This window comes from Chitinophaga rhizophila (genome assembly GCF_019492185.1).
Lineage (GTDB): Bacteria > Bacteroidota > Bacteroidia > Chitinophagales > Chitinophagaceae > Chitinophaga > Chitinophaga rhizophila.
This window is the reverse complement of sequence record NZ_JAICCF010000001.1, coordinates 1348385-1371190: the sequence shown is the minus strand read 5'-3', so window position 1 is coordinate 1371190 and position 22806 is coordinate 1348385. Positions and strand designations below refer to the sequence as shown.

At 45.4% G+C, this 22806-nt stretch carries 15 protein-coding genes; 8 read left to right on the top strand and 7 right to left on the bottom strand.

Translation table 11 applies throughout. From position 1 onward, the window contains the following. Nucleotides 1-133: 133 nt before the first annotated feature. Nucleotides 134-1132, bottom strand: coding sequence for a helix-turn-helix transcriptional regulator (locus K1Y79_RS05105; RefSeq protein WP_220248918.1), 999 nt, complete (start codon nt 1130-1132; stop codon nt 134-136). A gap of 531 nt (nt 1133-1663) precedes the next feature. Here K1Y79_RS05105 and K1Y79_RS05100 point away from each other — a divergent pair. Next, nucleotides 1664-4510, top strand: coding sequence for a TonB-dependent receptor (locus K1Y79_RS05100; protein ID WP_220248917.1), 2847 nt, complete (start codon nt 1664-1666; stop codon nt 4508-4510). Between the two features lie 223 nt (nt 4511-4733). Here K1Y79_RS05100 and pyk read toward each other — a convergent pair whose 3' ends face one another. Together pyk and pfkA are read right to left on the bottom strand one after the other, a co-directional pair. Then, nucleotides 4734-6224 carry a pyruvate kinase gene (pyk, locus tag K1Y79_RS05095; protein WP_220248916.1) on the bottom strand — a complete coding sequence of 497 codons (1491 nt, stop codon included), beginning with the start codon at nt 6222-6224 and terminating at the stop codon, nt 4734-4736. Nucleotides 6225-6235: 11 nt separating this feature from the next. Beyond that, nucleotides 6236-7216 (bottom strand): 6-phosphofructokinase, encoded by a 981-nt coding sequence (gene pfkA, locus K1Y79_RS05090; protein WP_220248915.1) that lies wholly within the window; start codon nt 7214-7216, stop codon nt 6236-6238. Between the two features lie 387 nt (nt 7217-7603). Here pfkA and K1Y79_RS05085 point away from each other — a divergent pair, with 387 nt between their 5' ends. Then, nucleotides 7604-9679: a prolyl oligopeptidase family serine peptidase gene (locus K1Y79_RS05085; protein WP_236059496.1), complete on the top strand. Its 2076-nt coding sequence runs from the start codon at nt 7604-7606 to the stop codon at nt 9677-9679. 171 nt (nt 9680-9850) lie between these two features. Next, complete coding sequence (locus K1Y79_RS05080) at nt 9851-10744, top strand: SDR family oxidoreductase (protein WP_220248914.1); 894 nt, start codon at nt 9851-9853, stop codon at nt 10742-10744. A 523-nt stretch (nt 10745-11267) separates the two neighbouring features. Here K1Y79_RS05080 and K1Y79_RS05075 read toward each other — a convergent pair. From K1Y79_RS05075 to K1Y79_RS05065, 3 genes are all read right to left on the bottom strand, one after another. Further along, nucleotides 11268-12347 (bottom strand): HU domain-containing protein, encoded by a 1080-nt coding sequence (locus K1Y79_RS05075; RefSeq protein ID WP_262903156.1) that lies wholly within the window; start codon nt 12345-12347, stop codon nt 11268-11270. 75 nt (nt 12348-12422) lie between these two features. Next, the gene (locus tag K1Y79_RS05070; protein WP_220248912.1) at nt 12423-14072 is read right to left on the bottom strand and encodes a TonB-dependent receptor; all 1650 of its coding nucleotides are present in this window, start codon (nt 14070-14072) and stop codon (nt 12423-12425) included. Between the two features lie 22 nt (nt 14073-14094). Next, nucleotides 14095-17163, bottom strand: coding sequence for a tetratricopeptide repeat protein (locus K1Y79_RS05065; RefSeq protein ID WP_220248911.1), 3069 nt, complete (start codon nt 17161-17163; stop codon nt 14095-14097). 502 nt (nt 17164-17665) lie between these two features. Between K1Y79_RS05065 and K1Y79_RS05060 the strand changes: the two genes are divergently transcribed. The 4 genes from K1Y79_RS05060 to K1Y79_RS05045 all read left to right on the top strand — a co-directional run bounded on the left by K1Y79_RS05060 (nt 17666) and on the right by K1Y79_RS05045 (nt 21323). After that, nucleotides 17666-18079, top strand: a complete 414-nt coding sequence (locus tag K1Y79_RS05060) for a DoxX family protein (RefSeq protein WP_220248910.1) — start codon at nt 17666-17668, stop codon at nt 18077-18079. An 85-nt stretch (nt 18080-18164) separates the two neighbouring features. Beyond that, the gene (locus tag K1Y79_RS05055) at nt 18165-18584 is read left to right on the top strand and encodes an acyl-CoA thioesterase (RefSeq protein WP_220248909.1); all 420 of its coding nucleotides are present in this window, start codon (nt 18165-18167) and stop codon (nt 18582-18584) included. A gap of 3 nt (nt 18585-18587) precedes the next feature. Then, on the top strand, nt 18588-19844 hold the full coding sequence (locus K1Y79_RS05050) for a CinA family nicotinamide mononucleotide deamidase-related protein (RefSeq protein ID WP_220248908.1): 1257 nt from the start codon (nt 18588-18590) through the stop codon (nt 19842-19844). 42 nt (nt 19845-19886) lie between these two features. Then, the gene (locus K1Y79_RS05045) at nt 19887-21323 is read left to right on the top strand and encodes a dihydrolipoamide acetyltransferase family protein (protein WP_220248907.1); all 1437 of its coding nucleotides are present in this window, start codon (nt 19887-19889) and stop codon (nt 21321-21323) included. Between the two features lie 235 nt (nt 21324-21558). Here K1Y79_RS05045 and K1Y79_RS05040 read toward each other — a convergent pair whose 3' ends face one another. Next, the gene (locus K1Y79_RS05040) at nt 21559-21885 is read right to left on the bottom strand and encodes an RNA recognition motif domain-containing protein (RefSeq protein WP_220248906.1); all 327 of its coding nucleotides are present in this window, start codon (nt 21883-21885) and stop codon (nt 21559-21561) included. A 191-nt stretch (nt 21886-22076) separates the two neighbouring features. On the opposite strand from K1Y79_RS05040, the gene K1Y79_RS05035 reads away from it, so the two are divergent. Next, entirely contained in the window at nt 22077-22793 is a 717-nt protein-coding gene (locus tag K1Y79_RS05035) for an HAD family hydrolase (RefSeq protein WP_220248905.1), read from the top strand. The last annotated feature ends 13 nt before the right edge of the window (nt 22794-22806 follow it).

Genomic DNA, 22806 nt, shown 5'->3' with positions numbered 1-22806 from the left:
CAACATACATGCCGTCTGTAATACTGTAAATGTAAGGTTTCTAGGATACTCTCCCTGAGCCGGAGGATAAACGGTAAGGCACCCATTCTTTTCTCTGCATACTAATAGGGGCTATATCGTTGATGCACCGGCGCTAACGGAATACAGTAGTATCGCAACCAAAATATTTATAGAACGCAAGATTCAGTGCAGCATAGTTCCGGAAGCCTGTGAGCCTGGCAATACTCTCTACCGGCATATCTTTAATAGACAACAGTTTGGTGGCATATTCCATCCGGTACATGTGTATAAAACTACGTATGCTGATACCATTCAGCTGACGGAAAGCCTTCTCAAGAAAATTAGGACTCATGTTGAACTGCTCGCTGAGCTGCCTGCTGTTTACAGACCTGTGACTGTTCAACTTGATATATTCTTTGACACAATCCAGGGTGATGATCTGCTGATCGGTTAGCTCCATTTTCAGTTCATTGGCATATAACAGCTGTCGCAGAAAATGTTCAAGCATTAGCTGGCATTTCTTTTCCCTGTAAAAGATCGTTGCCAATTCGTTGAAACTGCAATGTCTTATCTCATGGATCAGCATCATAAAGTAAGCATCCATAGAAACCTGGGCAGGCTCATTGATCATACCGCCCATCAGCTCTTCTACCTGCTTTACTTTTTTTTGCAGCTTCTTGAGCAGGCCTCTGAAAGCCTTCTTCTGCAGTATACCAAACAAGGTATCATTAGTGAAAGCAAAATGGAAAAACCAGTGTTTACCTTGTGGAAGAACAGCAATGTTAATCTCTTCGAGGTAGAACAGGTTCACTTCGCAAGGCCTGAGCGCTACGCCTTCACGGCCGTTGACATAAGCATCCACTTCATTGTCATCCATGGAGATGTGCAGATGTAAAGAAGGCGTAAGCGGAGTTGGCAGAATTTCTTTCTCGGGCGCTACACAGATGACATGATGTTCAAATACTTCATACGGGCCTGCCGGCAATCGTTGCAGGAAAATTGTCTTGTGCTGGTCACCATGTAACACCTTGCAGGAATGGTGCATGATCTTACTGGCAAATCGTACGGGAACATCTGAGGGTGTGCGCAACTCCCGGAAAAACTCGATGGAGGCGGCTGAAAACAAATACATTGTCTCGATTGGTTTTTATTAGGTGATAAAAAACGCTTTTATCGTATCCCGGCTATTCGCCGGTCGGATGTGTTATATGGAATTTTCGGTTGATTCCGGACAATGGTTATCCGGATGCGCATGTCAACAGTTAAATGGACGTGGAATCCATAGATGTATCAATTAACTCTCACTATGACATAAAACAAAAAAAGGTGATTCTCTGCCGGTGGGTACCGTTTACTGCGCAGCATAAAGTTATCTTTTTGTTTTTATGTAATAGTTAATAACTAGTTAATGGTTTTCGATTGCATTCAGCTTAGGCTGAAATGTGTTATTGTCACCTTCCCAGTAAATTATTGATTTATAGTGCCATTCGGTTAAACAAGTGTTAATGAATAAGTGTTTATTAAGAGAATGTATGATCTATGTAGAATGGGTTAAATATGTTGTTATAACACGTATGTATGTACTACTTGAGTAGAAGAAGCGGCTTTTAGGTATATGCCTGAAATAGGTTATATTTATCAATAACCCAAATTTCCATATAATATGATGTCAACCAGGAGTCTAAATCGAACCATTCTTTTATTGTTATGCCTTTTTGTACCATTTGCTGCTGCATTTGCACAGAAACAAAGGATTACCGGTAAAGTTACTGACGCTACAACCGGCGTACCGCTGGAAGGTATTACTGTACGTGTAAAACAAGCTGCCACTGGTACCTTAACCACCAAAGACGGCGCTTTTGCCATTGAGGCTACATCAGACGATGTACTTGAATTTAGCGCCATCGGCTTCAGACTGCAATCAGTTCCTGTCAATGGCCGCACTGTCGTAGATGTCCAGCTGGCATCCACTGTCTCAGAGCTGTCGCAGGTAGTATTGGTGGGTAGCCGCTCCGGGGGCCGCGCCAGAATAGAAACACCCGTGCCAGTGGATGTTATCTCTATGAGTCAGACGGCCTATCCGACAGCTAAAATGGACCTTACTGCCCTGCTGAACGTGTCAGCGCCTTCCTTTAACTACAACAAACAAAGTGGTAGCGATGGTGCTGACCAGATTGACCTTGCTACCCTGCGTGGTTTAGGCCCAGATCAGACACTTGTATTGGTGAATGGTAAGCGGCGTCACCAGACTGCCTTTGTTGCGGTATATGGTACCCGCGGACGTGGCAATTCAGGTACTGACCTGAACGCAATACCCGAAGCTGCCATTGACCGTGTTGAGATCCTGCGCGATGGCGCTTCTGCTCAATACGGCTCTGACGCTATTGCAGGTGTTATCAACATCATCCTTAAAAAAGAGGTGAACCACCTGTATGTCAATGCCGGATATGCCGGCTACTATGACCATAAGCACAATACTTATTTCGGACGTGACCTGAAACAGTACAAAGACAATGGTCCCATCGACGGAAATGCAGTAACTGTTGGTCTTAGTTATGGCGTGCCACTGGGTAAGAATGGTGGTTTCCTGAACTTCTCGGGCAATTTCCTCAAGCAGGGCAAAACCTTCCGTCAGGTGCTGGATACCAACCTCGCTAACAAAGATGCTTTACCGATCAATGTGGTAAGAAGATCTTATGGCGACGCATCCAAAACTACCGGCGGTGGCATCGTAAACCTGGAACTGCCTTTTGCTGACGGTAAAACGACTGTTTATGCCTTTGGCGGATATAACTACAAGTTCTCCGATGCATATGCCTACACCCGCCATTTTAACGGTAATAACCCTAGTTCCAGCGGCCACCCTGATCGTTTCCCTACGGATGATAACGGTAACCTGATCTACTACCCGGATATCATGTATCCCGTGTCATCTCCTGGTGGGGCTGCCAATGATACAGTGTTCGATCCGCACATTCAGAACAGGATACAGGACTGGTCTGCGGCTGTCGGTATCAAAGGTGAGTTTGGCGCTGGCTGGACCTGGGATCTTAGCAACACCATCGGCCGGAATGACTTCCATTTTTATGGAGACAAAACATTCAATGCATCTATGGGAGCTAATACACCTACCCACTTTGATGATGGCGGCTTTTCCTTCCTGCAAAATACCAGTAACCTGACCATAGGTAAGGACTTTGCCGGAGTGGCCAAAGGCCTTCACCTGGCATTGGGAGCAGAGTACAGGTATGAAAACTATCAGATCTATGCAGGCGAGGAGGCATCTTACCGCAACTTTGATCCTACTTTCAACAAAGCTACCGGTGCACAGGGTTTCCCTGGCTACCGTCCCAGTGATGAAGTAAATGCGGATCGTTCAAATATAGGCGGCTTCATAGATGCTGAACTGGATGTTACTGATAAATGGCTGATCGGTGCGGCCATCCGTGCAGAAAACTATAGTGACTTCGGATTTACCAGTAACTACAAGTTTGCTACGCGCTACAAAGTAACTTCCAACTTCAATCTGCGTGGTTCTGTAAGTACAGGTTTCCGTGCACCTTCGCTGCAACAGATCAATTTCAGTTCTCAATACACCAATGTACAGGGTGGTACGATCACGGAAGTGAAGATTGCCCCTAATCAGAATAGTATCACACGTGCGGCAGGCATCCCTGATCTGAAACAGGAAAAGTCAGTAAATGCGAGTCTGGGTTTCACCTGGAAACCAGTCAGTGCGCTGTCTGTAACTGTAGACGGATACCTCGTAAAAGTAAAAGACAGAATTGTATTATCTGGTCAGTTCAGCGCGTCTGACAACACCTTGTCTCCGGAGCTTTATAACACGCTGAACGAACTGCGTATTGACAACGCACAGTTTTTTGCAAATGCGGTGAACACTACCAATAAGGGCATCGATATCGTAATTGATTATAATAAACGTTGGGACAATCAGCGTTTCCGTACACTGCTGGCTGCCAACTTGCAGGATATGACAATTGATAAAATCAATGTGCCGGAAAGGCTGAATGATACTTATCTGCATAGAAAATCTTTCTTCAGCGACCGCGAAGAACGTTTCGTCCTGGCTTCTGCACCTCCTGTTAAACTGGGGCTGAACCTGGATTATGGTATCAATAAATTAGGCATAAGCGCACATGTTACCTACTTTGGTAAGGTGGAACTGTTTGGCTACGGATGGAGCGGAGATCTTTCCGGAACCGGTATTAATCCTGTAGTTGGCTTGGATAATAATCCTGATAAACTGGTCCCTGAGTTATTTAAATACAAAGGTAAGGCAGTTACTGATCTGGCGTTTAACTACAAGTTCACTCATCAGTTAAATTGGTTTATTGGCGCTGATAATATCTTTAATGTACATCCTTCCCTGGGTGTTGTGGAAGGTGCCAGACAATCTGCTTACGACAGTGAAAGTGGTGGTGCCTGGGATGCAGTACAGATGGGCTTCAACGGCGTTCGTCTGTTTACAAGATTTGTACTGACCCTGTAATAAAACCGGCTGTCAGTGAGACATACATGACTAATTAGCTATCAGATATATTATTAAAGCAGACCTTTCCCAAACCATCAAAAACAACTCAGACAAAAACAAAAAGGCGCCTTTGTAAGAGCGCCTTTTTATATCTTCTGCAACACAGCATCCACTTTATCTTCTTCACAAATCCGTGCTGGATTCCATTGTATAATTTTAAAAACAGATTACTGCTGCATGCTTATTCAGCAACAGTAGAAATCTTGATAGTATTCGTTGGCAGGTGTTCTTTCACCGGTGTGCTACCAGTGTTTACAACTACGTCGCCAGCTTTCACGAAACCTCTTTCTTTCAGGATATTGATCTGGTCAGCGATGATCTCGTCCAGGCTCTCTTCACCATCATAGAAGAAGGCGCGTACACCCCAGCTGAGGCTCAGCTGATTCACCAGGGTTCTTTCTTTAGTGTAGATGAACAGTGGAGAACGTGGGCGGTAGCTGCTCAGCATAAAGCCGGTGTAGCCGCTCTGTGTCATACCGATCAGTGCATCTGCATCCAGGTCTTCTGCCATCTTACAAGCGTTATAGCACAGTGCATCGCTCAGGAAGGTAGGAGAGTGACGGTGAGGGATCAGGTTACGGTTATAGATGATGTCTTCTTTTTCAACTTCATCGATGATCTTTCTCATGGTCTGGATAACCAGTTCCGGGAACTGGCCAGTAGCAGTTTCACCGCTCAGCATTACCGCATCAGCACCTTCCAGTACAGCGTTAGCTACGTCAGTGATTTCGCTACGGTTAGGACGGGTACGGTCGATCATGCTTTCCATCATCTGTGTAGCCACGATTACAGGCTTAGCACGGTGGATACATTTGCGGATAATATCTTTCTGGATCATCGGGATCTGCTCAACAGGCAGTTCCACACCCAGGTCACCACGGGCAATCATAACGCCGTCGCTTTCCCAGATGATTTCCTTCAGGTTAGCAATTGCCTCAGGTTTCTCGATCTTAGAGATCACCTTCATTTTGGAATTGCGCTCTGTCAGGCGTTTACGGATCAGGTGGAGGTCATCAACGTGTCTTACGAAGGACAGGGCAACCCAGTCACATTCGTTGTCGATGATAAATTCCAGGTCGATGGTATCTTTTTCGGTCAGTGCCGGCAGAGATACTTTAGTATCTGGCAGGTTGAAGCCTTTTTTGGAAGACAGTACGCCTGGCAGGGTTACTTCTGCTTTGATTTCTCCTTCAGCAGTGATTTCCCTTACTACAGTTTCGATTTTACCGTCATCCAGCAGGATCTTCTGGCCTGGTCTAACGTCTTTGTGCAGGTCTGCGTAGGAAACATAGATTTTCTTGGCATTACCTACCACTTTCTCATTAACGAAGGTCAGGATCTGACCTGGTACCAGTGGTAATGCGTTGTTCTCGATTTCACCCACACGCAGTTTTGGACCTTGCAGGTCAGCCAGGATGGCTACATTGTAAGGCTCAGTGGTGTTGATCTGGCGGATATACTGGATGATTCGCAGTTTATCTTCATGAGAGCCATGCGAGAAGTTCAGACGGAAAACGTTAACTCCGGCACGTACGAGTGCTAATAATCCTTCATAGGTATCGCAGGCTGGGCCAACGGTTGCTACAATCTTTGTTTTGTGCAGGGAATGTGCACGGGAAGCTTCATGATCCATCTGTTTGTGTACGTATTTTGATAAATCTTTTGTACTCATAGCTCTATTTTTTAACTCGCAAGTATTTTAACCATCTTTAACCACTCCGGATCGAGATGCTCTTTGGCCTTGATAGCCTGTTCCAGAGGAGTATATTGGATTTTGTTGTTTACAATTCCTACCATTACATTAGAAGTACCGTTTAACAGTGCGTCTACTGCTGCGTAACCCATACGGCTGGCCAGGATACGGTCCTGACAGGTAGGGGAACCACCACGCTGGATGTGCCCCAGGATGGTTACGCGTGTATCCAGCTGAGGACAGCTGGTTTTTACCATACGGGCTACCTCTTCTGCACCGCCCGCTATTGAACCTTCCGCAACCACGATGATGTTCACCAGTTTTTTGCGGCGTTCGTTAGTCTGAAGATCTTCGATAATATCTTTCACATCAATCAGATGCTCCGGAGTCATGATGTGCTCTGCACCCGTAGAAATACCACTGTGCAAAGCTATATAACCAGCATCACGTCCCATTACTTCAATAACAAATAAACGGTCGTGCGCATCAGCTGTATCGCGTATTTTGTCAATCGCATCTACCGCTGTGTTCACTGCTGTATCAAAACCAATAGTAAAATCTGAACCTGCAATATCTTTATCAATGGTGCCAGGTAAACCTATGCACGGAATGTCAAACTCCTGGCTCATTTTGTAAGCGCCATTGAATGAACCGTCTCCACCGATTACTACAATACCGTCAATGTTGTGTTTTTTGAGATTCTCGTAGGCTTTTGCACGGCCCTCAGCTTCGTAAAATTCTTTACAACGGGCAGTCTTTAAGATAGTACCTCCACGCTGAATAATGTTTGCCACAGATTTGGACTCCAAAGGAAATATCTCGTTCTTCAGCATTCCCCTATAGCCATACATAACACCATACACATTTAACTGGTGGTAAATTCCGGTTCTTACGACTGCGCGAACAGCCGCATTCATGCCCGGCGCATCTCCGCCAGATGTAAGGACTGCGATGTTAGAAACTTTTTTCATAGTTATGTTTATTTCCCTCTCTACGTTTTTATGTTGGATTCCGGGAACCCTGAGATTTTTTAGCTTCCTATACCCTTATATACCCCAAACGTGTGATATTGCACTCTCCGTTTCCATTCTTCCTCTTTTTACGTTTTTTCCCTGAAAATCACGCTGCTTATGCATAAATTGCCAGGGAAATATCTAAGTGGCGCACAAAAATAACATTTTGCGTATTCTTTCTAATAGTATTCTGATGAATTACACGAAATTTTCATTTTTAATTAACTAACGACACAAAATTTTCAAAAAATTTACATAGATATAATTTAAATACAAACCCAGTAAATGATGCAAATGAAAACAAGTCAATCATCCCGCCCTATCTTTACCTTATTGTATTTACTCATGATAACAGGACCCGCAATGGCGCAACAGTCAGGAATTAATTATCCGGCAACTAAAAAAACAGACGTTACAGACAATTACCACGGCACATCCGTTGCCGATCCGTACCGCTGGCTTGAAGATGATAACAGCCCTGAAACCAAAGAATGGGTTAAAGCTCAGAACGCTGTCACATCTGCATATCTTGACAAGATTCCTTTCCATGGCGCTGTCAGGAAACGCCTTGAAGAGCTCTGGAACTATCCCAAGATAGGCGCTCCCTTTAAAAAAGGTGAATACTATTACTTCTTTAAAAATGATGGTCTGCAGAATCAGGCTGTGCTTTACCGCCAGCGCACTCTGAACGGTACGCCTGAAGTATTCATAGATCCGAACAAATTCTCAGCTGCTGGTACTGTAGCGCTGGGTAACATCTCTTTCTCAAAAGATGCTAAATATCTTACCTATCAGATCGCTAAAGCAGGTTCTGATTGGCAACAGGCGTTTGTGATGGATGTGGCCACCAAAGCGCTGCTCAAAGATTCGATTGACTGGATCAAGTTCAGCGGTATCTCCTGGCGTAAAGATGGCTTCTATTACAGCCGCTATGATAAGCCAACTGAAGAAGGCAGACTGTCCAAAAAGAATGAATTTCACAAGGTGTATTACCATAAGCTCGGTACTACCCAGGACCAGGACGTACTGATATTTGAAGACAAAGACCATCCGCTCCGCAATGCCGGGGTACAGGTAACAGAAGATGAACGTTTCCTGATATTACATCAGACAGAAGGTACTTCCGGCAGACAACTATTCTACTGGGACCTGGAAGATCCTTCCCAGAAAGCATTTAATCTGCTCGTAAAAGGATTTGAGTACGAACCGGATGTAATTGATAACAACGGAGACAAACTGCTGCTCAAAACCAATGAAGGCGCACCAAACTATAAAGTAGAACTGGTAGATCCGAAAAACCCATCCAGCCGAAAAGTGATCATCCCTGAGCAGAAAGAAGTGCTGCAAAGCGTTGGTACTGCCGGCAAGCGCCTCTTTGCCAGCTACCTGAAAGACGCCGCTTCACGTGTGGCGCAATATACCTATGATGGCAAACTGGACCGTCAGATAGATCTGCCTGGTATTGGTACTGCCGGTGGTTTCGGTGGAGAGGACACGGATAAGGAGTTTTTCTACACCTACACATCATTCGTAAGTCCTGCTACCATCTACAAATATGACATTGCCAGCGGAAAATCTACCCTGTTTGCAAGAACAGAAGTAAAGTTCCGTCAGGAGGACTATGAAACCAAACAGGTATTCTTCAACAGTAAAGATGGTACCCGTGTGCCGATCTTCCTGTCTTACAAAAAAGGTATTAAGAAGGATGGTACTAACCCGGTATTGCTGTATGGTTATGGAGGATTCAATATCCCTATGACGCCAGCTTTCAGCGTATCCAATCTGTTTTTTATGGAGCAGGGAGGCATTTATGCAGTTGTATGTCTCAGAGGTGGTAGCGAATACGGCGAGGCCTGGCACAAAGCAGGTATGATGGACAGGAAGCAGAACGTATTTGACGATTTCATCGGCGCTGCCGAGTTCCTGGTGAAAGATAAATATACCAGTCCTTCCAAACTGGCTATCCGTGGTGGATCCAATGGCGGTCTGCTGGTAGGTGCCTGTATGACACAGCGTCCCGATCTGTTTAAAGTGGCACTGCCGGCCGTGGGTGTAATGGACATGCTGCGGTTCCAGAATTTCACCATCGGATGGGCGTGGGTAACAGAATATGGCTCCAGTGTTAAACCTGAGCAGTTCAACTACCTGGTAAAGTATTCTCCCCTGCATAACCTGAAAGCGGGTACGCAGTATCCGGCTACCCTGGTTACTACTGCCGATCACGATGACCGCGTAGTACCAGCACACTCCTTCAAATTTGCAGCTACCCTGCAGGCAGCTAATGCGGGCACTAACCCTACGCTTATACGTATTGAAACCCAGGCCGGCCACGGTGCAGGTAAACCTACGTCCAAGCTGATAGAAGAAGCTGCCGACGTATGGTCTTTTACCATGTATAACCTGGGAATGAGCTTTAAATAGATATAAGACTGTAAACTAAAGGGAAAGGGCTGGCCATTGGCCGGCCCTTTTGCATAGTACGTGTGTCCGTACAGGCGACCAGACACGGATAACCAATTTAATCCTCTTATTACACCGGAAATGACAATTAGTATATGAAACAATTCGTAATTTTAGTAAAAGGCATAGATCATGAAGGTATTAATCACAGGAAGCAACGGATTATTGGGCCAGCACCTTATTCCCGTTTTTTTGGAAGATAGCCGGTATCAGGTAATAGCCAGCGGAAGAGGGCCAAACCGTCTGCCCCGACAGGCGGGATATACCTACGAAGCGACCAACCTGCGGGATGCCACCAGTGTTAAACATCTCCTGGACAAACATCAGCCGGATATCATCATTCATGCTGCTGCCATGACCCAGGTCGATGACTGCGAACGTAACAAAGATCTCTGCTGGGACACCAATGTCGCTGCTACACGTTATCTGCTGAAGGCTGCTGAAAAGCATAATGCCTTCATCATTTTTCTGTCCACTGATTTTGTTTTTGACGGTTTACAAGGCCCCTATGCAGAAGATGCGGCAGTTAACCCTATCAGCTATTATGGTTCCAGCAAGGTGGCAGCAGAGAACATGGTGCGAGGCAGCAGCCTGCCATGGGCTATTGTACGTACAGTACTGGTATATGGTATCGCCGCCGACTCCAAACGCAGTAACATCATTACCTGGGTTAAAAACAACCTGGAACAGGGCAAAAAGCTGAAAGTCGTAGACGACCAATGGCGTACCCCAACCCTTGTTCAGGACCTCGCAGCAGGTTGCAAACTGGTAGCCGACAAAAATGCAACCGGCATATTCCACATCTCAGGTAACGAAACGCTGACCCCTTATCAGATGGCAGTACAGACTGCCGATTATTTTAAACTGAACACACAGTTGCTCGAAAAAGTAGATGCCAAAAGCTTCACACAACCTGCCAAACGCCCCGCTAAAACAGGTTTTGTTATAGACAAGGCCGTAAACGAGTTGGGTTATGCCCCACACAGTTTTGAAGAAGGACTGGAGATCGTAGCAAAAGAGATCTAGTGTATTTGTAACTCCCGTTTTCCAATTCTAAAGTGAATGTTGCCACACAAAAGAGCACAGCCTTATCCTGTACTCAGCATTGGTGTGTGCCTAAAAGACTAACAATCAACATATAAACTATCCTTCTGATGCCTTCTTCCCTTTTCCGGCTACCCTATAGCCGGTAGGACGCTTATTGTATCTCCATGATCCTACGTTATTTCTACGTTCCAGAACGTAAGAATAACGTAGGATCATGAAGGTATAAGATAAAAATCCTTCAGCTAACCGTTGCCTGTATTCTATGTAAGTTAATGAAATTCAATAAATTGTGATATTTGGTGGCGTCCTGTGGACACGATTTGGCGTCCTATGGACATGGGCCGGAAATGAGCTGACAAATGCGCTAATATTGTATTGCACAATGCTGATCTGCAGGTCAGCAGCTGGTGCTGATACAGTTCTTTGACATATTGTAGCCTTTTAATGAATAAAAAAAGCCGGCAGTTTATGCTGCCGGCCTTTTATAAAAGTGGTAATATATTTATGGTTTGCGCAGATCGATGAAAGTCTTGCCTTTAGCTCCATACTTGTTACCGATAGAATCCTTCATGGCTGTCGTATCAGCTGGAGCCGTACGGAAGTGTTCACCCAGATAGAATGTGCTGGAATCAGGACCATTAATTAATACTACTGGTCTTCCCCAGCCTTTTTGTTTTTTAAACATGCTCTCGGCCGCTTTCCGGGTTTTGTAAACGCTGAAAACCACATCGTACTCTAATATCTGGGATTCAGTAGCCGCCGCTGCCGCCGCTGCTTCTTCATTGGCACTGTCAGCGGCTGCCTGGTTCTCAACTGCAGGTACCGCCTCTACAGGTGCAGGATTGACAGCACTTTCAGCTCTTGTAATTTCCGGACGGTTTTTGTTAACAGAATACCAGACACCGGCAGCAGCCAATACCGAGGCAACAGGTATTGCTATCCACAGCCAGCGCAGTTTAGACGGTATTTCCTCAGCATACCCTTCATATTCGTAGTCATTGCCGGTAGTAACTGGCGTTGATGGCGTCGAAACTTTAGGCTCCGCTGCCGCAGGGGTGGGCGCTGGTGTCGCCGCTGGTGAAGAGGAGGAGGACTTTGAGGAAGGCGAAGCCGTAAGATGGTCTACCACCTGGTTATTCACCATTTCCCTGTTTCCTACCGTCACCTTATGGCTCACGTCCTGCCTGATTACAGGACTTACATGCAGCACGTCCCTGGTCAGCGCCGGAGGTTCCTGGTCAAAACTAACCCTGCCTACTGCATTTGCATGCAGCGTGCCGACGCCTGCAATCTCAATCTTTTCGCCGTTTTTAAGGGCTCTCTTGAGATCTTCCAGGTATTTTTCCATCTTCAGCTGTGCAATGGCAGGAACAAGATGTTCCTTCTGCGATATCCACTCCAGCAGACCGCCATCATTCGTTAAGGTCTCCTCAAAAGTGATGATCTCCCCCGGAGGTAAGATTGTTTTGCTGGTAACATCATAACGAGCTGGGGTGTGCGTTAGCTTGAATACGCCTAGTTGGGGCAGACAGCAGATATGCTGTCTGAACAAAATTTCCTGTATGTATTGCTGTAGTACCAAGTTTAAAAGTTCGGCTGTGATCAATGAGAGGAACGGAAATTAGCATTTACCACTCCTTACTGCAATTTTACGATATTAAAATTTAACCATTACTCCACCCAAAATGTTCAGCCCATATGTAGGATATCCATACCAGCGCTGATATCTTGAATTGAACAGGTTATTAGCATTTACCCAAAGGTTGAAATTTTTACTGATATCGTAGTTTGCACCCGCACTCAGGTCCCAGCGGCCTTTGGTTTTATCAAAGTCCTGTGTGGCAAATACCTGGTAATAAGTACCACCCAGGTAGTACAGATTAGCGTTCAGGTGCAGTTTTTTGGCAATCGTATACTGTGCATAAGCGTCTGCCTGGAAAGGAATCAGGCCCCATGGCTTGATCTCGCTTTTCTGCTTATTGTAATTGAACCAGTCAAAGGTGAGTCTTAACTGGAACTTTTCTTCCTGAATATATCCCACTTCTGCATGCAGGTTGAATGCTCTCAGCTCTTCTTCATTTTTAGTATAGAAAGTCTTACCGTCTATACTATCATTGACAAACAGCGGCATGTTGCGCCATGTCATTGCAGAGAATTTGGTGTTATAGTTAAAATGGCTGCCAATGGAACCTTTGATACCAGTATACTTTTCTTCCACTCTTGTATTCAGGATGCCCTCTCCGTAACTGCCGATAAACGGATTCTGGTTAGCCAGGTTACGGTAGCTGTTCTTGTTGATATAAGAGATCCATCCACTGCTCAGAATAACTTTCTTGTAAATGATGTGCGACTCGTTCACGATATCCGGCAGCAGGTAAAACTTACCATTGGTCCAGGTAGGATTTACACCGGCATGCAGCATAAAGCGTGGTTTCACAATTTCCAGCGCCGGATGTACTGCTACGACGTTGTTGTTGATCTGCTTGTTATCATCTTCCTTAAAGGAGGAGAGGTCAAAGATACCTTCCGCCTTCAGGTGGATGTCTTCAAACAGCTGCTTGGACACCGGAATTTTAAATATAGCGGTAGGTTCCTTGCGTTTGTAAGAATCGCTGAAGAAGATAAATCTTGCAGTAGGTTCAAATTTGAAAGCCCAGTCATTGAGCGTTCTGTTTTTTGCGCCTACCTGTGCTGAAAACTGGCTATAGGCTTGTCTGATATCACTCTTGTCAAATTCCAGTTGCGCATGGTCATAACCATAATAGTGCACCTGGTTACGGTCATACCCGATACTACCGCTCAGTTCCCACAGCGGAGTGAAATAGGAGCCTGAACCCAGTATATTCAGCGCACTGTAATCCTGGTTTTTAATATCTCCTTTAGAGGAAGTATAGTTAAGGTACAGTCCTACGTTGTACTTTTCTTGCCGTCCGCTGCCGAAACCTGCCTGAAGCAGGGGAGTACTGAGGTTACCGTAACCTGCTTTGATGAAGTTATTTTGTAAGCGGTTCAGTGAGTCTTTACCCAGTGCCAGCGGCTTCAGTGGAATAGGCTGATACATGAAGTACAGGTTCAGCCCCGGCACCTGGTATTGAAGTACCGGACGGGTTGTATCGAAAGCCGGCATGGAGGCAGTCAGGTTAAGTTTGGCTGCATCGCGCAACTTGGGCCGGTAATTGGAAATGATGTCAATAGTTTCTTCCTTCAGATTCTCTTTCTGTGCGAATGCCTGTTGTTGTGACAACATGCCTGCACTGCATCCTGCAACTGCCAGAAACCGGTGAATATATTTGATATAAGCGTTCATGCTAACGTAATTCAGAATTAATTTACTTGGATTTAATTTTAGAGGCAGCTTTTTCGTCTGCTTCTACTTTCGCCAGTTTATCTTTTGCTTCCTGTTTCAGCTCAGCGATCTGACAGTTTTCGGCAATACTCTGGAAAGTCGCTTTTGAGTTGAAGTAATCTTTCTGACGGTGATATACATCGCCCAGCAGGATGTAAGCTTTTGCCACCCAGTATTCGTAACCTGGTGTATTCTTTATTACTTCAAAACCTGCTTTTTCAGCGCCGGTCAGGTCGCTTTTCTGTAACAGGCAGTAGGCGATGTTATAGCGGGCTTCTGCACCGATTTCTGATTTCGTCAGGCCTGCTGCTATTTTATATTCTTTGATCGCTTCATCGTAGTTGCCGCCTTCCTGTTCTGCGCGGCCCAGGTATGCATGACCAATGATCTGATCATCTGTACTGATATTGCTGCTTGACAGCAGGATTTCCGCATAACTGTTCACTTCATCCCAGTGTTTCAGCAGATAGTTGCTGCGTAGCAACCCGCGGGTAGCAGCAAACGTGTTCTCTTTGGTAGTAGAAAGATCCTGCAGTTGCAGATAATAAGTGCGTGCTTTCTCGTAGTCTTTTACCTGGTAGAAGTTGATATTGGCGGCCTGCAGGGCAGAACGTTCTGCATACAGGCTGTTGTTTTTGGTTAGCACAAATTCATAACCTGGCAATGCAGCTGTATAGTCTTTTGCATTATAAGCGCATTCAGATTTGTAGAAATTAGCCGGTAATACAAACGCGCCAGTAGGGAAGCGCTGAAGGTAGCTGTTAAATCCAACAATTGCACCAGAGCAGTCACCACTGCTGAATTTGGATTCAGCGGCAGCATAACTCAGTGAGTCTTCAGCAGAAGCACTCACATGCTGACCGGACGCTTTCAGCAGCGCAATATAGGCATCAGTTTTACCTTGTCCTACGTAAATGTCTTTCACTGCAACCAGTGCTTCATTCGCTTCAGGAGAATTTGGGTATTTCTGTATTACCTGACGGTAATAGGAAATCGCTTTTTCATCATTGTCTTTATTGAAATAACACAGACCCAGTTTCAGCAGTGCGCGTGGTACATTCGGACCATTAGGCTGTTTCTGCAACACGTTTTCCAGGTAAGGAATTGCTTCGTTGTATTTTTCTTCAGCAAGATAGGTATTCGCAATTTCCAGGTCGGCATCATTACCGAAACCGGAGGTAGGGAATTTGTTACCAAGGGTTTTCAACAGTGCCACTTTTTCATTCGTTTTACCCTGTATACCCAGGATGATACTTTTCTGATAGGTAGCGTAGTCAGAACCTGGCTGATTGTTGGCGATGATCCTGTCGTACAAGGCCAGCGCTTTGGAATAGTCTTTCAGCATGTAATAACAGTCAGCGCTGCGGAGAGCCGCATCAGTAGTGATACGTGCTGCATTTGGTCCGGTAGTACGCTGTGCCGCTTCAAAATGCTGTAATGCGCGGGTATAGTCTTCTTTCTTCAGCAGACTGTAACCCATATTGTAACTGGCAGTTTGGGCATTTGCTTCACCGGACGATGGTGCTACGCCGGTCAGGTATACATTCAGGTGACTAATGGCATTGTCTGTCCTGTTCTGTCGCATGGCAATTTCTGCTTTCCAGAAGTGTGACAGCTGAACCAGGTTTTTATCGTAAGGATTTTTAATAGCGATATCCAGTAAGCGGTCTGCTTCGGCAAGTTGCTGGTCATTGATCTGCTCTGTGGCGCGTCCGAAGGCTACCTTCTGATAGGCCTTCAGTACGGCAGGCGTCTTTTCCGGCATTGCTTCAATAATGGTCAGCGCATCATTAAAGTTGTTGGTATTAGTGAAGAGGTTTACGAGGATCTCGCGGGCTTCCTTGTTATAGGCAGAACGCGGGTAGCTGTTGACAAAGCTGGTCAGCTCAGTGATAGCGGCATCCTGGTAGCCCAGCTCATAAGACAGTTTACCATAGTTAAAGCGTGAAACCTCCTGTTGCTGCGGATTGGCACTGTTACGGGCGCAGAACGCAAACGCATTACGCGCATTGGCTTTCTGGTTGGTACGCAGGTAACAATCACCGAGGAGGTACATAGAGTTTTGTCCGAGGGAATCTTTTTCGCTGCTTAACTGTTTAAACCCGTTGATTGCTTTACTGAAATTACCTGTCTGATAATAGCTGTAAGACAGTTGATAGATATCTTCTTTCCTTACTTCGTCTGAGTTATCCTGGAACTCCTGGAGATAAGGCAATGCTTTCTGATATTCTTTTCTTTCAAAATAAGCCTGCCCCAGTAGTTGTTTCAGTTCAGCTTCGTAATAAAGTCCGCCTTTTTTTACCAGCGGTTCTGCATAACTGATCAACTGGTCTTTCTTATTCTGGAAGTAATAGATTTCAGCGATATAATAAGGTACGATGTTGCTGTATTTAGGATCGTTCACAACACGCTGAAAGCTGGTCAGCGCATCATTATACTGGCGGTTGTAATAGGCAATAAATCCATAATAGTAGTTGGCCGGCATGTAATATTTGCCCTGTACTTCCCTGATAGAGCCGAAAAGAGGTTGTGCTTTCTGGAAGTCTTTTACGTTGAAATAGCAATAGGCCAGTTCAAACTTTGCTTCTGCAATTTCGCTGTTGGAAAGGTTCTCTATATTGGCTTTTTCATACAGGGGAATAGCCTCTTTCAGTTTGTTCTGGTGGAAATAGTATTTGGCCAACTGGTAGCTGACAAGCTGTTCCCTGGCATTATTATTATAAGTGGCGAGAAACTCCAGGGCCAGTTTTTCTGCATTGGCTTGTCCTAGCTTGAGGGCACAGACGGTATAATAGTATTGAGCGTCTGTGCGGACGAGGCTACGGCTTGTCTCCTGGAAGTAGCCGATATTATCGATCGTTTGCCGGAACAATTGCATGGCCACGGCATATTTTTCCTGCTGGAAAAGTTGCTGGGCATCCTTGAAAACTTTATCTGGCTCTGTATAGACGCGCGTCTGCTGGGCTTTCACCGGCGGCGCAGCCAGTATACAGAGGGATGCCAGGAATAAGTACCAATGTCCGGAAACAAGAAACTTTCTTATGAATTGCATGCTTTTAACCTGTTATAACTTAAATTATGCGTTTAAAACGGATCCGTCACAGAAATTATTTCTGTTCAGAATCAATAAATATATTGTTTGAGGGAGACAAAAACAGCAACAAAGATAGCTATTGGATTTAATTAAGCTACAAGCCGTCTGTCCTGGATGGTGGAACCGGATGCCCGGTCCCTGGTACGCGGAACCTGTCTTTGACACTATTGGCCCTGATCTTAAATTAAGGTCTTGACTCGCAATAATTAAACCAACTTGTGCAGTAGATCAGTCCTGAGCGGGATAATTGCCGCCGTCAAAGATGCAGGGGCAACAGTGGAAAGAGAGGGTGGTGCATGGACTCCTGACGCTGATAGCCTTTTAATTGTTTATTATTAATCATATTTTTGGCGCATTCTAAAACATAAACCAGAAAACGGATTTTCTAACGTTCCTGCCAGATCGCCATCCCTAAAAGAGGATGGTACATCAGGAGGAGCAGGGGCTAAACCAATTCTTTATGAGTAAACTCTTTACTTCCCGTGTTAATGCGGGTGCGGTAAGTGCGGCTATGCTGGTATTGCGCGTGGCTTCCGGCGCAATGATGTTCACACATGGATGGGCAAAACTGAACACCTTTTCGGCCAAGAAGGACAGTTTTCCAGATCCTTTGCATGTAGGACACGCGGTATCGCTGTCTATGACAGTCTTTGCGGAAGCGCTTTGTGCGGCCTTGATAGTGATAGGTTTGCTTACACGTCTGGCTGCCATTCCACTGGTAATCTGTATGGGAGTGATAATATTTATGGTAAAGAAAGGTGCGCCGCTGAACGAAATTGAAATGGCTATCCTGTTCCTGGCAGCGTTTTTAGCTATTTTATTTGCCGGTCCGGGTAAGTATAGCCTGGATCATATGATCGGAAAAGGAAAATAACACACATACCTGACGCCGGGAAGTAACGCGGAATACATTTTGCAGTAGCTCCCGGCATCAGGTCTTATCAATAAAGAACGATATAATGTTTACACAGACGACACAGATACGCGTACGCTACGGAGAAACAGACCAGATGGGATACCTTTATTACGGCAATTATGCGCTGTATTACGAAGTAGGACGTGCAGAGGCTATCCGTACACTGGGCTTTACCTATGCGGAACTGGAAAAGCAAGGTATTATAATGCCGGTGGCAGAACTTAATTCAAAGTACCTTCGTCCGGCCTATTACGATGACCTGATAACCGTAAAGACTATATTGAAGGAGCTGCCGGTCGATCATAAGATCAGGTTCCATTCAGAATTATATAATGAAAAGGGCGATTTACTGAATATAGGTGTTACCACCCTGGTTTTCCTGCATGCAGATACCAAACAGCGTTATGGAATGCCACCTATATTGATGGAACGCCTGGTTCCTTTTTTTGAAAAAAGCGAATAAATCATGACAATACAACCGGGTAAGGTAGTAGCCAGTATCATCACCATAGGCGATGAATTACTGATAGGGCAGACAATAGACACCAATTCTGCCTGGATAGCGCAGCAGCTGAATGCGATGGGCATATGGGTACACCGCCGTGTAGCCATCGGTGATGTAAGGGAAGCTATCCTGGAAGCGCTGGAGAAGGAGGGGGCCGTGTCTGACATTGTATTGATAACCGGAGGGTTAGGTCCTACGGCAGATGACATTACTAAACCCGTACTATGTGAATATTTTGGCGGTACACTGGTAAGAGATGAGATTACCTACCGCCAGGTCATGGAGTTTTTTGAAAGCAGGGGATTACCGGCATTGAAGCGGAATGAAGATCAGGCGCTGGTGCCCGATGTCGCTACTGTATTGCACAATTCAAGAGGTACCGCGCCGGGAATGTGGTTTGAAAGAGAGGGTAGCGTGTATGTTTCTATGCCCGGTGTACCGCATGAGATGAAAGGACTGATGACAGATCATGTGTTGCCGCGGTTGCAGGAATACTTTCATACACCTGCCGTTGTACATCAGACGTTGCTGACCTCTGGAATGGGAGAATCATTTGTAGCAGAGAGACTTGTACATTTTGAATCTACTCTTCCACCACATATTAAACTGGCTTATCTGCCATCTTACGGTTTGCTTAAACTCAGACTGACAGGTACCGGCAAAGATAAATTGTCTACTGCAGCGGCTTTGTCCATCTATTTTCACCAGATGAAAGATATTCTGGCAGATATTACCGTGTATGATCAGGATGTGCCGATGGGACAGGTGATAGGACAACTGCTCAAGGAGAAAGGAAAAACAGTAGGTACCGCTGAAAGTTGTACTGGCGGTTTTATATCGCACAGTATCACACTTATACCTGGAAGTTCGGCCTGGTTTAAGGGTAGTATCGTGAGTTATGCCAATGAGATCAAAAGTGGACTGTTGGGTGTAAAACCTGAAACATTGCAGGCAAATGGCGCTGTGAGTGAAGCAGTTGTGCGGGAGATGGCAAGGGGCGCGCTTGAGCAGCTTAAATCAGATTATATTATTGCCGTATCGGGAATTATGGGGCCTGACGGAGGTACGCCGGATAAGCCGGTGGGGACCGTCTGGATAGCCGTAGGCAGTACAAAAGAGCTGGTAACAATGAAGTTCCAGTTACGCTATGACCGGCTCAGTAACATACAAATGACAGCAACTTACGCGATGAATGAATTGAGGAAGTTGATCGTATAAACCTTACTTTTGTTTCCGTACCTAAAAGCTAAACACAATTTTATGGCCATTGTAGAACTGGTAATGCCCAAAATGGGGGAAAGTATTATGGAAGCCACCATATTGCGCTGGCATAAGAAGCCGGGAGATCAGGTTAAATCTGACGAGACCGTGCTTGAAATTGCAACGGATAAGGTGGACAGTGAAGTACCTTCTATTGCCGATGGGCAGATTACCGAGATACTCTACGCAGAGAATGACGTTGTACCTGTAGGTACAGTTATCGCTCGTATCAATACCAGTGCTGATGCCAGCGCTGCAAGTCCGGCACCTGTTGCTGCTCCGCCTGCGGCAACTGCACCAGCAGCTGTAAAGGAAGAAGTACCTGTTGCGACACAGGATGCACCAGCTGCGCCTTACGAAGCACAGTTTGTAACCGGCGGCGCACGTTTTTATTCACCACTGGTGTTAACTATCGCACAACAGGAAGGCATCAGCTTTGCCGAATTGGAAAAAATACCTGGTACCGGTACAGAAGGCCGTGTAACCAAGAAAGATATTTTAAACTTTGTAGAAGCAAAAAGCAAGGGCCATGTGCCACAGGCCGCTCCTGTTGAGCCAGTTGCAACGCCAGCTGAACAACCAGTAAGCCGTCCTGCTGCTACTACGCCAGAACCAACTCAGCCAGCAGCGCCTGCTGCTACACCAGTAGCTCCAGTGAGTAGTAATGGTGTGAATGCTACTCCTGCACAACCGGCTAATCCGCCTGTAAGCATGGGTAGTTACAGTGGTAATGTGGAAATTATTGAGATGGACCGCATGCGTAAACTGATTGCAGACCATATGGTTCGCAGTAAACATACCAGTCCGCATGTAACCAGTTTCGCCGAAGCAGATGTGACAAACATGGTGAAATGGCGCGATCAGATCAAAAAAGAGTTCGAGAAAAGAGAAGGGGAGAAGATTACTTTTACACCACTTTTCATAGAAGCGCTTGTAAGATGTATCAAAAAGTTCCCGCTGCTGAACAGCTCTCTGGATGGGGATAAGATCATTCTGAAAAGAGATATCAATGTTGGTATGGCTACAGCATTACCGACAGGTAACCTGATAGTTCCGGTAATCCGCAACGCGGACATGCTGAACCTGGTAGGGCTCACCCGTCAGGTAAACCACCTGGCTACGGCTGCGCGCAATAACCGCCTGAAACCAGATGATACGCAGAATGGTACAATTACATTGACTAATGTGGGGTCATTTGGTAGCCTGGCAGGTACGCCGATTATCAACCAGCCGCAGGTAGCGATTCTGGCAGTAGGCGCTATCAAGAAGCGTCCGGTGGTAATTGAAACACCACACGGCGATACGATTGCGATCCGTCATATGATGTATCTCTCCCTGTCATACGATCACCGCATTGTAGACGGAGCGTTGGGTTCCACTTTCCTGAGTGCGGTAGCACAGGAGTTGGAGCACTTCAATCCTGAAAGAGAATACTAGTCGGAGTTAAAAGAATAAGTTACGGAAAGAGTTTTTCCGATGTATAAAAAGAGGGCTGATCAGCATACTGGTCAGCCCTCTTTTATTGATTATTGTTGGGAATAGCGATGTTGACAGGTTGGAGGAAAGTGGCGTATCGCCTGGAAAACGGAATCAGGGTATTGGTTTAAAAACAAAAAAGGCCTCCACAGTGGAAGCCTTTTTTGTAATGTCTTGACCGCTCGGGCCAACAGAATTAATAACGACCACGACCGCCGCCGCCGCCGTATCCGCCGCCACCGCCGCGATTGAATCCACCACCTCTTGAGTTATTATTCGGTTGTTTAGGTCTTGCTTCGTTAACCATCAGTTGTTTGCCTTCGATTTCAGTACCGTTCAAACTATCCATAGCCTTGCTACCTTCTTCCTGGTTGGGCATTTCCACGAATCCGAAACCGCGTGAACGGCCAGTCTCGTGGTCCTTGATAATTTTAGCAGAAGTAACCTCGCCAAATTCGCTGAATATCTGGTGAAGGTCTGCATCGTTCAACCTGTAGTGCAGGTTGGCTACGTAAATGTTCATGACTAAAAAATTAAAAAAATGAAAAATAATATTGAAGATAAAGAAATAGTTTCAATAAAACCATCGCATCCGGAAATAATTTCATAAACAAAATATACCGGTAACACATACCATATTTACCACTTCCGTTTTATGGATTGTTCCCTGTTTTTTTGTAAATTAATAAGGATAATCCATTAAACTATTTTAGTATGAGTAGCCTGAGCGAGACGTGGTTTGCGGACGGTTATATCGACTTTGAGCAGAAAAAGTATACATTATTGGCCTATCTGCAGCAAATAACCCGCTATTTCAATCAAAATAAGCTGTATCCCCAGCTATCTGATGTAATCTTCCATTACAATAACCTGGTAGCCTTCAAGGAAAACAAGCAATTTCTGCAACAACAGTTCCCTAAACGGCTGACGGCTGTCAACATGGAACGCCTGCAACTGCTGTATGAACAGATGATCTCGGACGATGAACTGATGCAGGAGCTGGAAAATATCATTCAATATGCTATTCAGAAAATGAATAGCGCTATACGGGAGGGTACTGAGATCTATGAATTTGTGGAAGGAAGCCTGAATATTTCTCCCGTCGGACTGATCCCGCTGGATACCCAGGAGGGCTACCTGTTCCTTTGTGATGGCAGGTTTACAGAGATTATTGTGTATGAATACCGGCTGAGCATTTTTGAAAGACATGATGAAAAGTACCGGGGCATCCATACTCAGTATCTGGAAACTTTTACAAAAGACCTGGTGCATACCTGTGAGCATATCAAAACGACCCTGATACGTCAGTATAAAAAACTGCCCAATCCGGCGGTATACCGTATTGATACGAACCTGGTCTTCCCGGTAACTGAAACATTGTTACCGATTGCCAAACGGTCTTTGGTGAAGTACATTGCAACCAGCAATTAACACTTGCTAAGTG

Excerpts from the sequence above, each read along its gene's own strand:
- K1Y79_RS05105 (WP_220248918.1), bottom strand. The coding sequence starts at position 1,132 with ATGTATTTGTTTTCAGCCGCCTCCATCGAGTTTTTCCGGGAGTTGCGC.
- K1Y79_RS05100 (WP_220248917.1), top strand. The coding sequence starts at position 1,664 with ATGATGTCAACCAGGAGTCTAAATCGAACCATTCTTTTATTGTTATGC.
- pyk (WP_220248916.1), bottom strand. The coding sequence starts at position 6,224 with ATGAGTACAAAAGATTTATCAAAATACGTACACAAACAGATGGATCAT.
- pfkA (WP_220248915.1), bottom strand. The coding sequence starts at position 7,216 with ATGAAAAAAGTTTCTAACATCGCAGTCCTTACATCTGGCGGAGATGCG.
- K1Y79_RS05085 (WP_236059496.1), top strand. The coding sequence starts at position 7,604 with ATGATAACAGGACCCGCAATGGCGCAACAGTCAGGAATTAATTATCCG.
- K1Y79_RS05080 (WP_220248914.1), top strand. The coding sequence starts at position 9,851 with ATGAAGGTATTAATCACAGGAAGCAACGGATTATTGGGCCAGCACCTT.
- K1Y79_RS05070 (WP_220248912.1), bottom strand. The coding sequence starts at position 14,072 with ATGAACGCTTATATCAAATATATTCACCGGTTTCTGGCAGTTGCAGGA.
- K1Y79_RS05065 (WP_220248911.1), bottom strand. The coding sequence starts at position 17,163 with ATGCAATTCATAAGAAAGTTTCTTGTTTCCGGACATTGGTACTTATTC.
- K1Y79_RS05060 (WP_220248910.1), top strand. The coding sequence starts at position 17,666 with ATGAGTAAACTCTTTACTTCCCGTGTTAATGCGGGTGCGGTAAGTGCG.
- K1Y79_RS05055 (WP_220248909.1), top strand. The coding sequence starts at position 18,165 with ATGTTTACACAGACGACACAGATACGCGTACGCTACGGAGAAACAGAC.
- K1Y79_RS05050 (WP_220248908.1), top strand. The coding sequence starts at position 18,588 with ATGACAATACAACCGGGTAAGGTAGTAGCCAGTATCATCACCATAGGC.
- K1Y79_RS05045 (WP_220248907.1), top strand. The coding sequence starts at position 19,887 with ATGGCCATTGTAGAACTGGTAATGCCCAAAATGGGGGAAAGTATTATG.
- K1Y79_RS05040 (WP_220248906.1), bottom strand. The coding sequence starts at position 21,885 with ATGAACATTTACGTAGCCAACCTGCACTACAGGTTGAACGATGCAGAC.
- K1Y79_RS05035 (WP_220248905.1), top strand. The coding sequence starts at position 22,077 with ATGAGTAGCCTGAGCGAGACGTGGTTTGCGGACGGTTATATCGACTTT.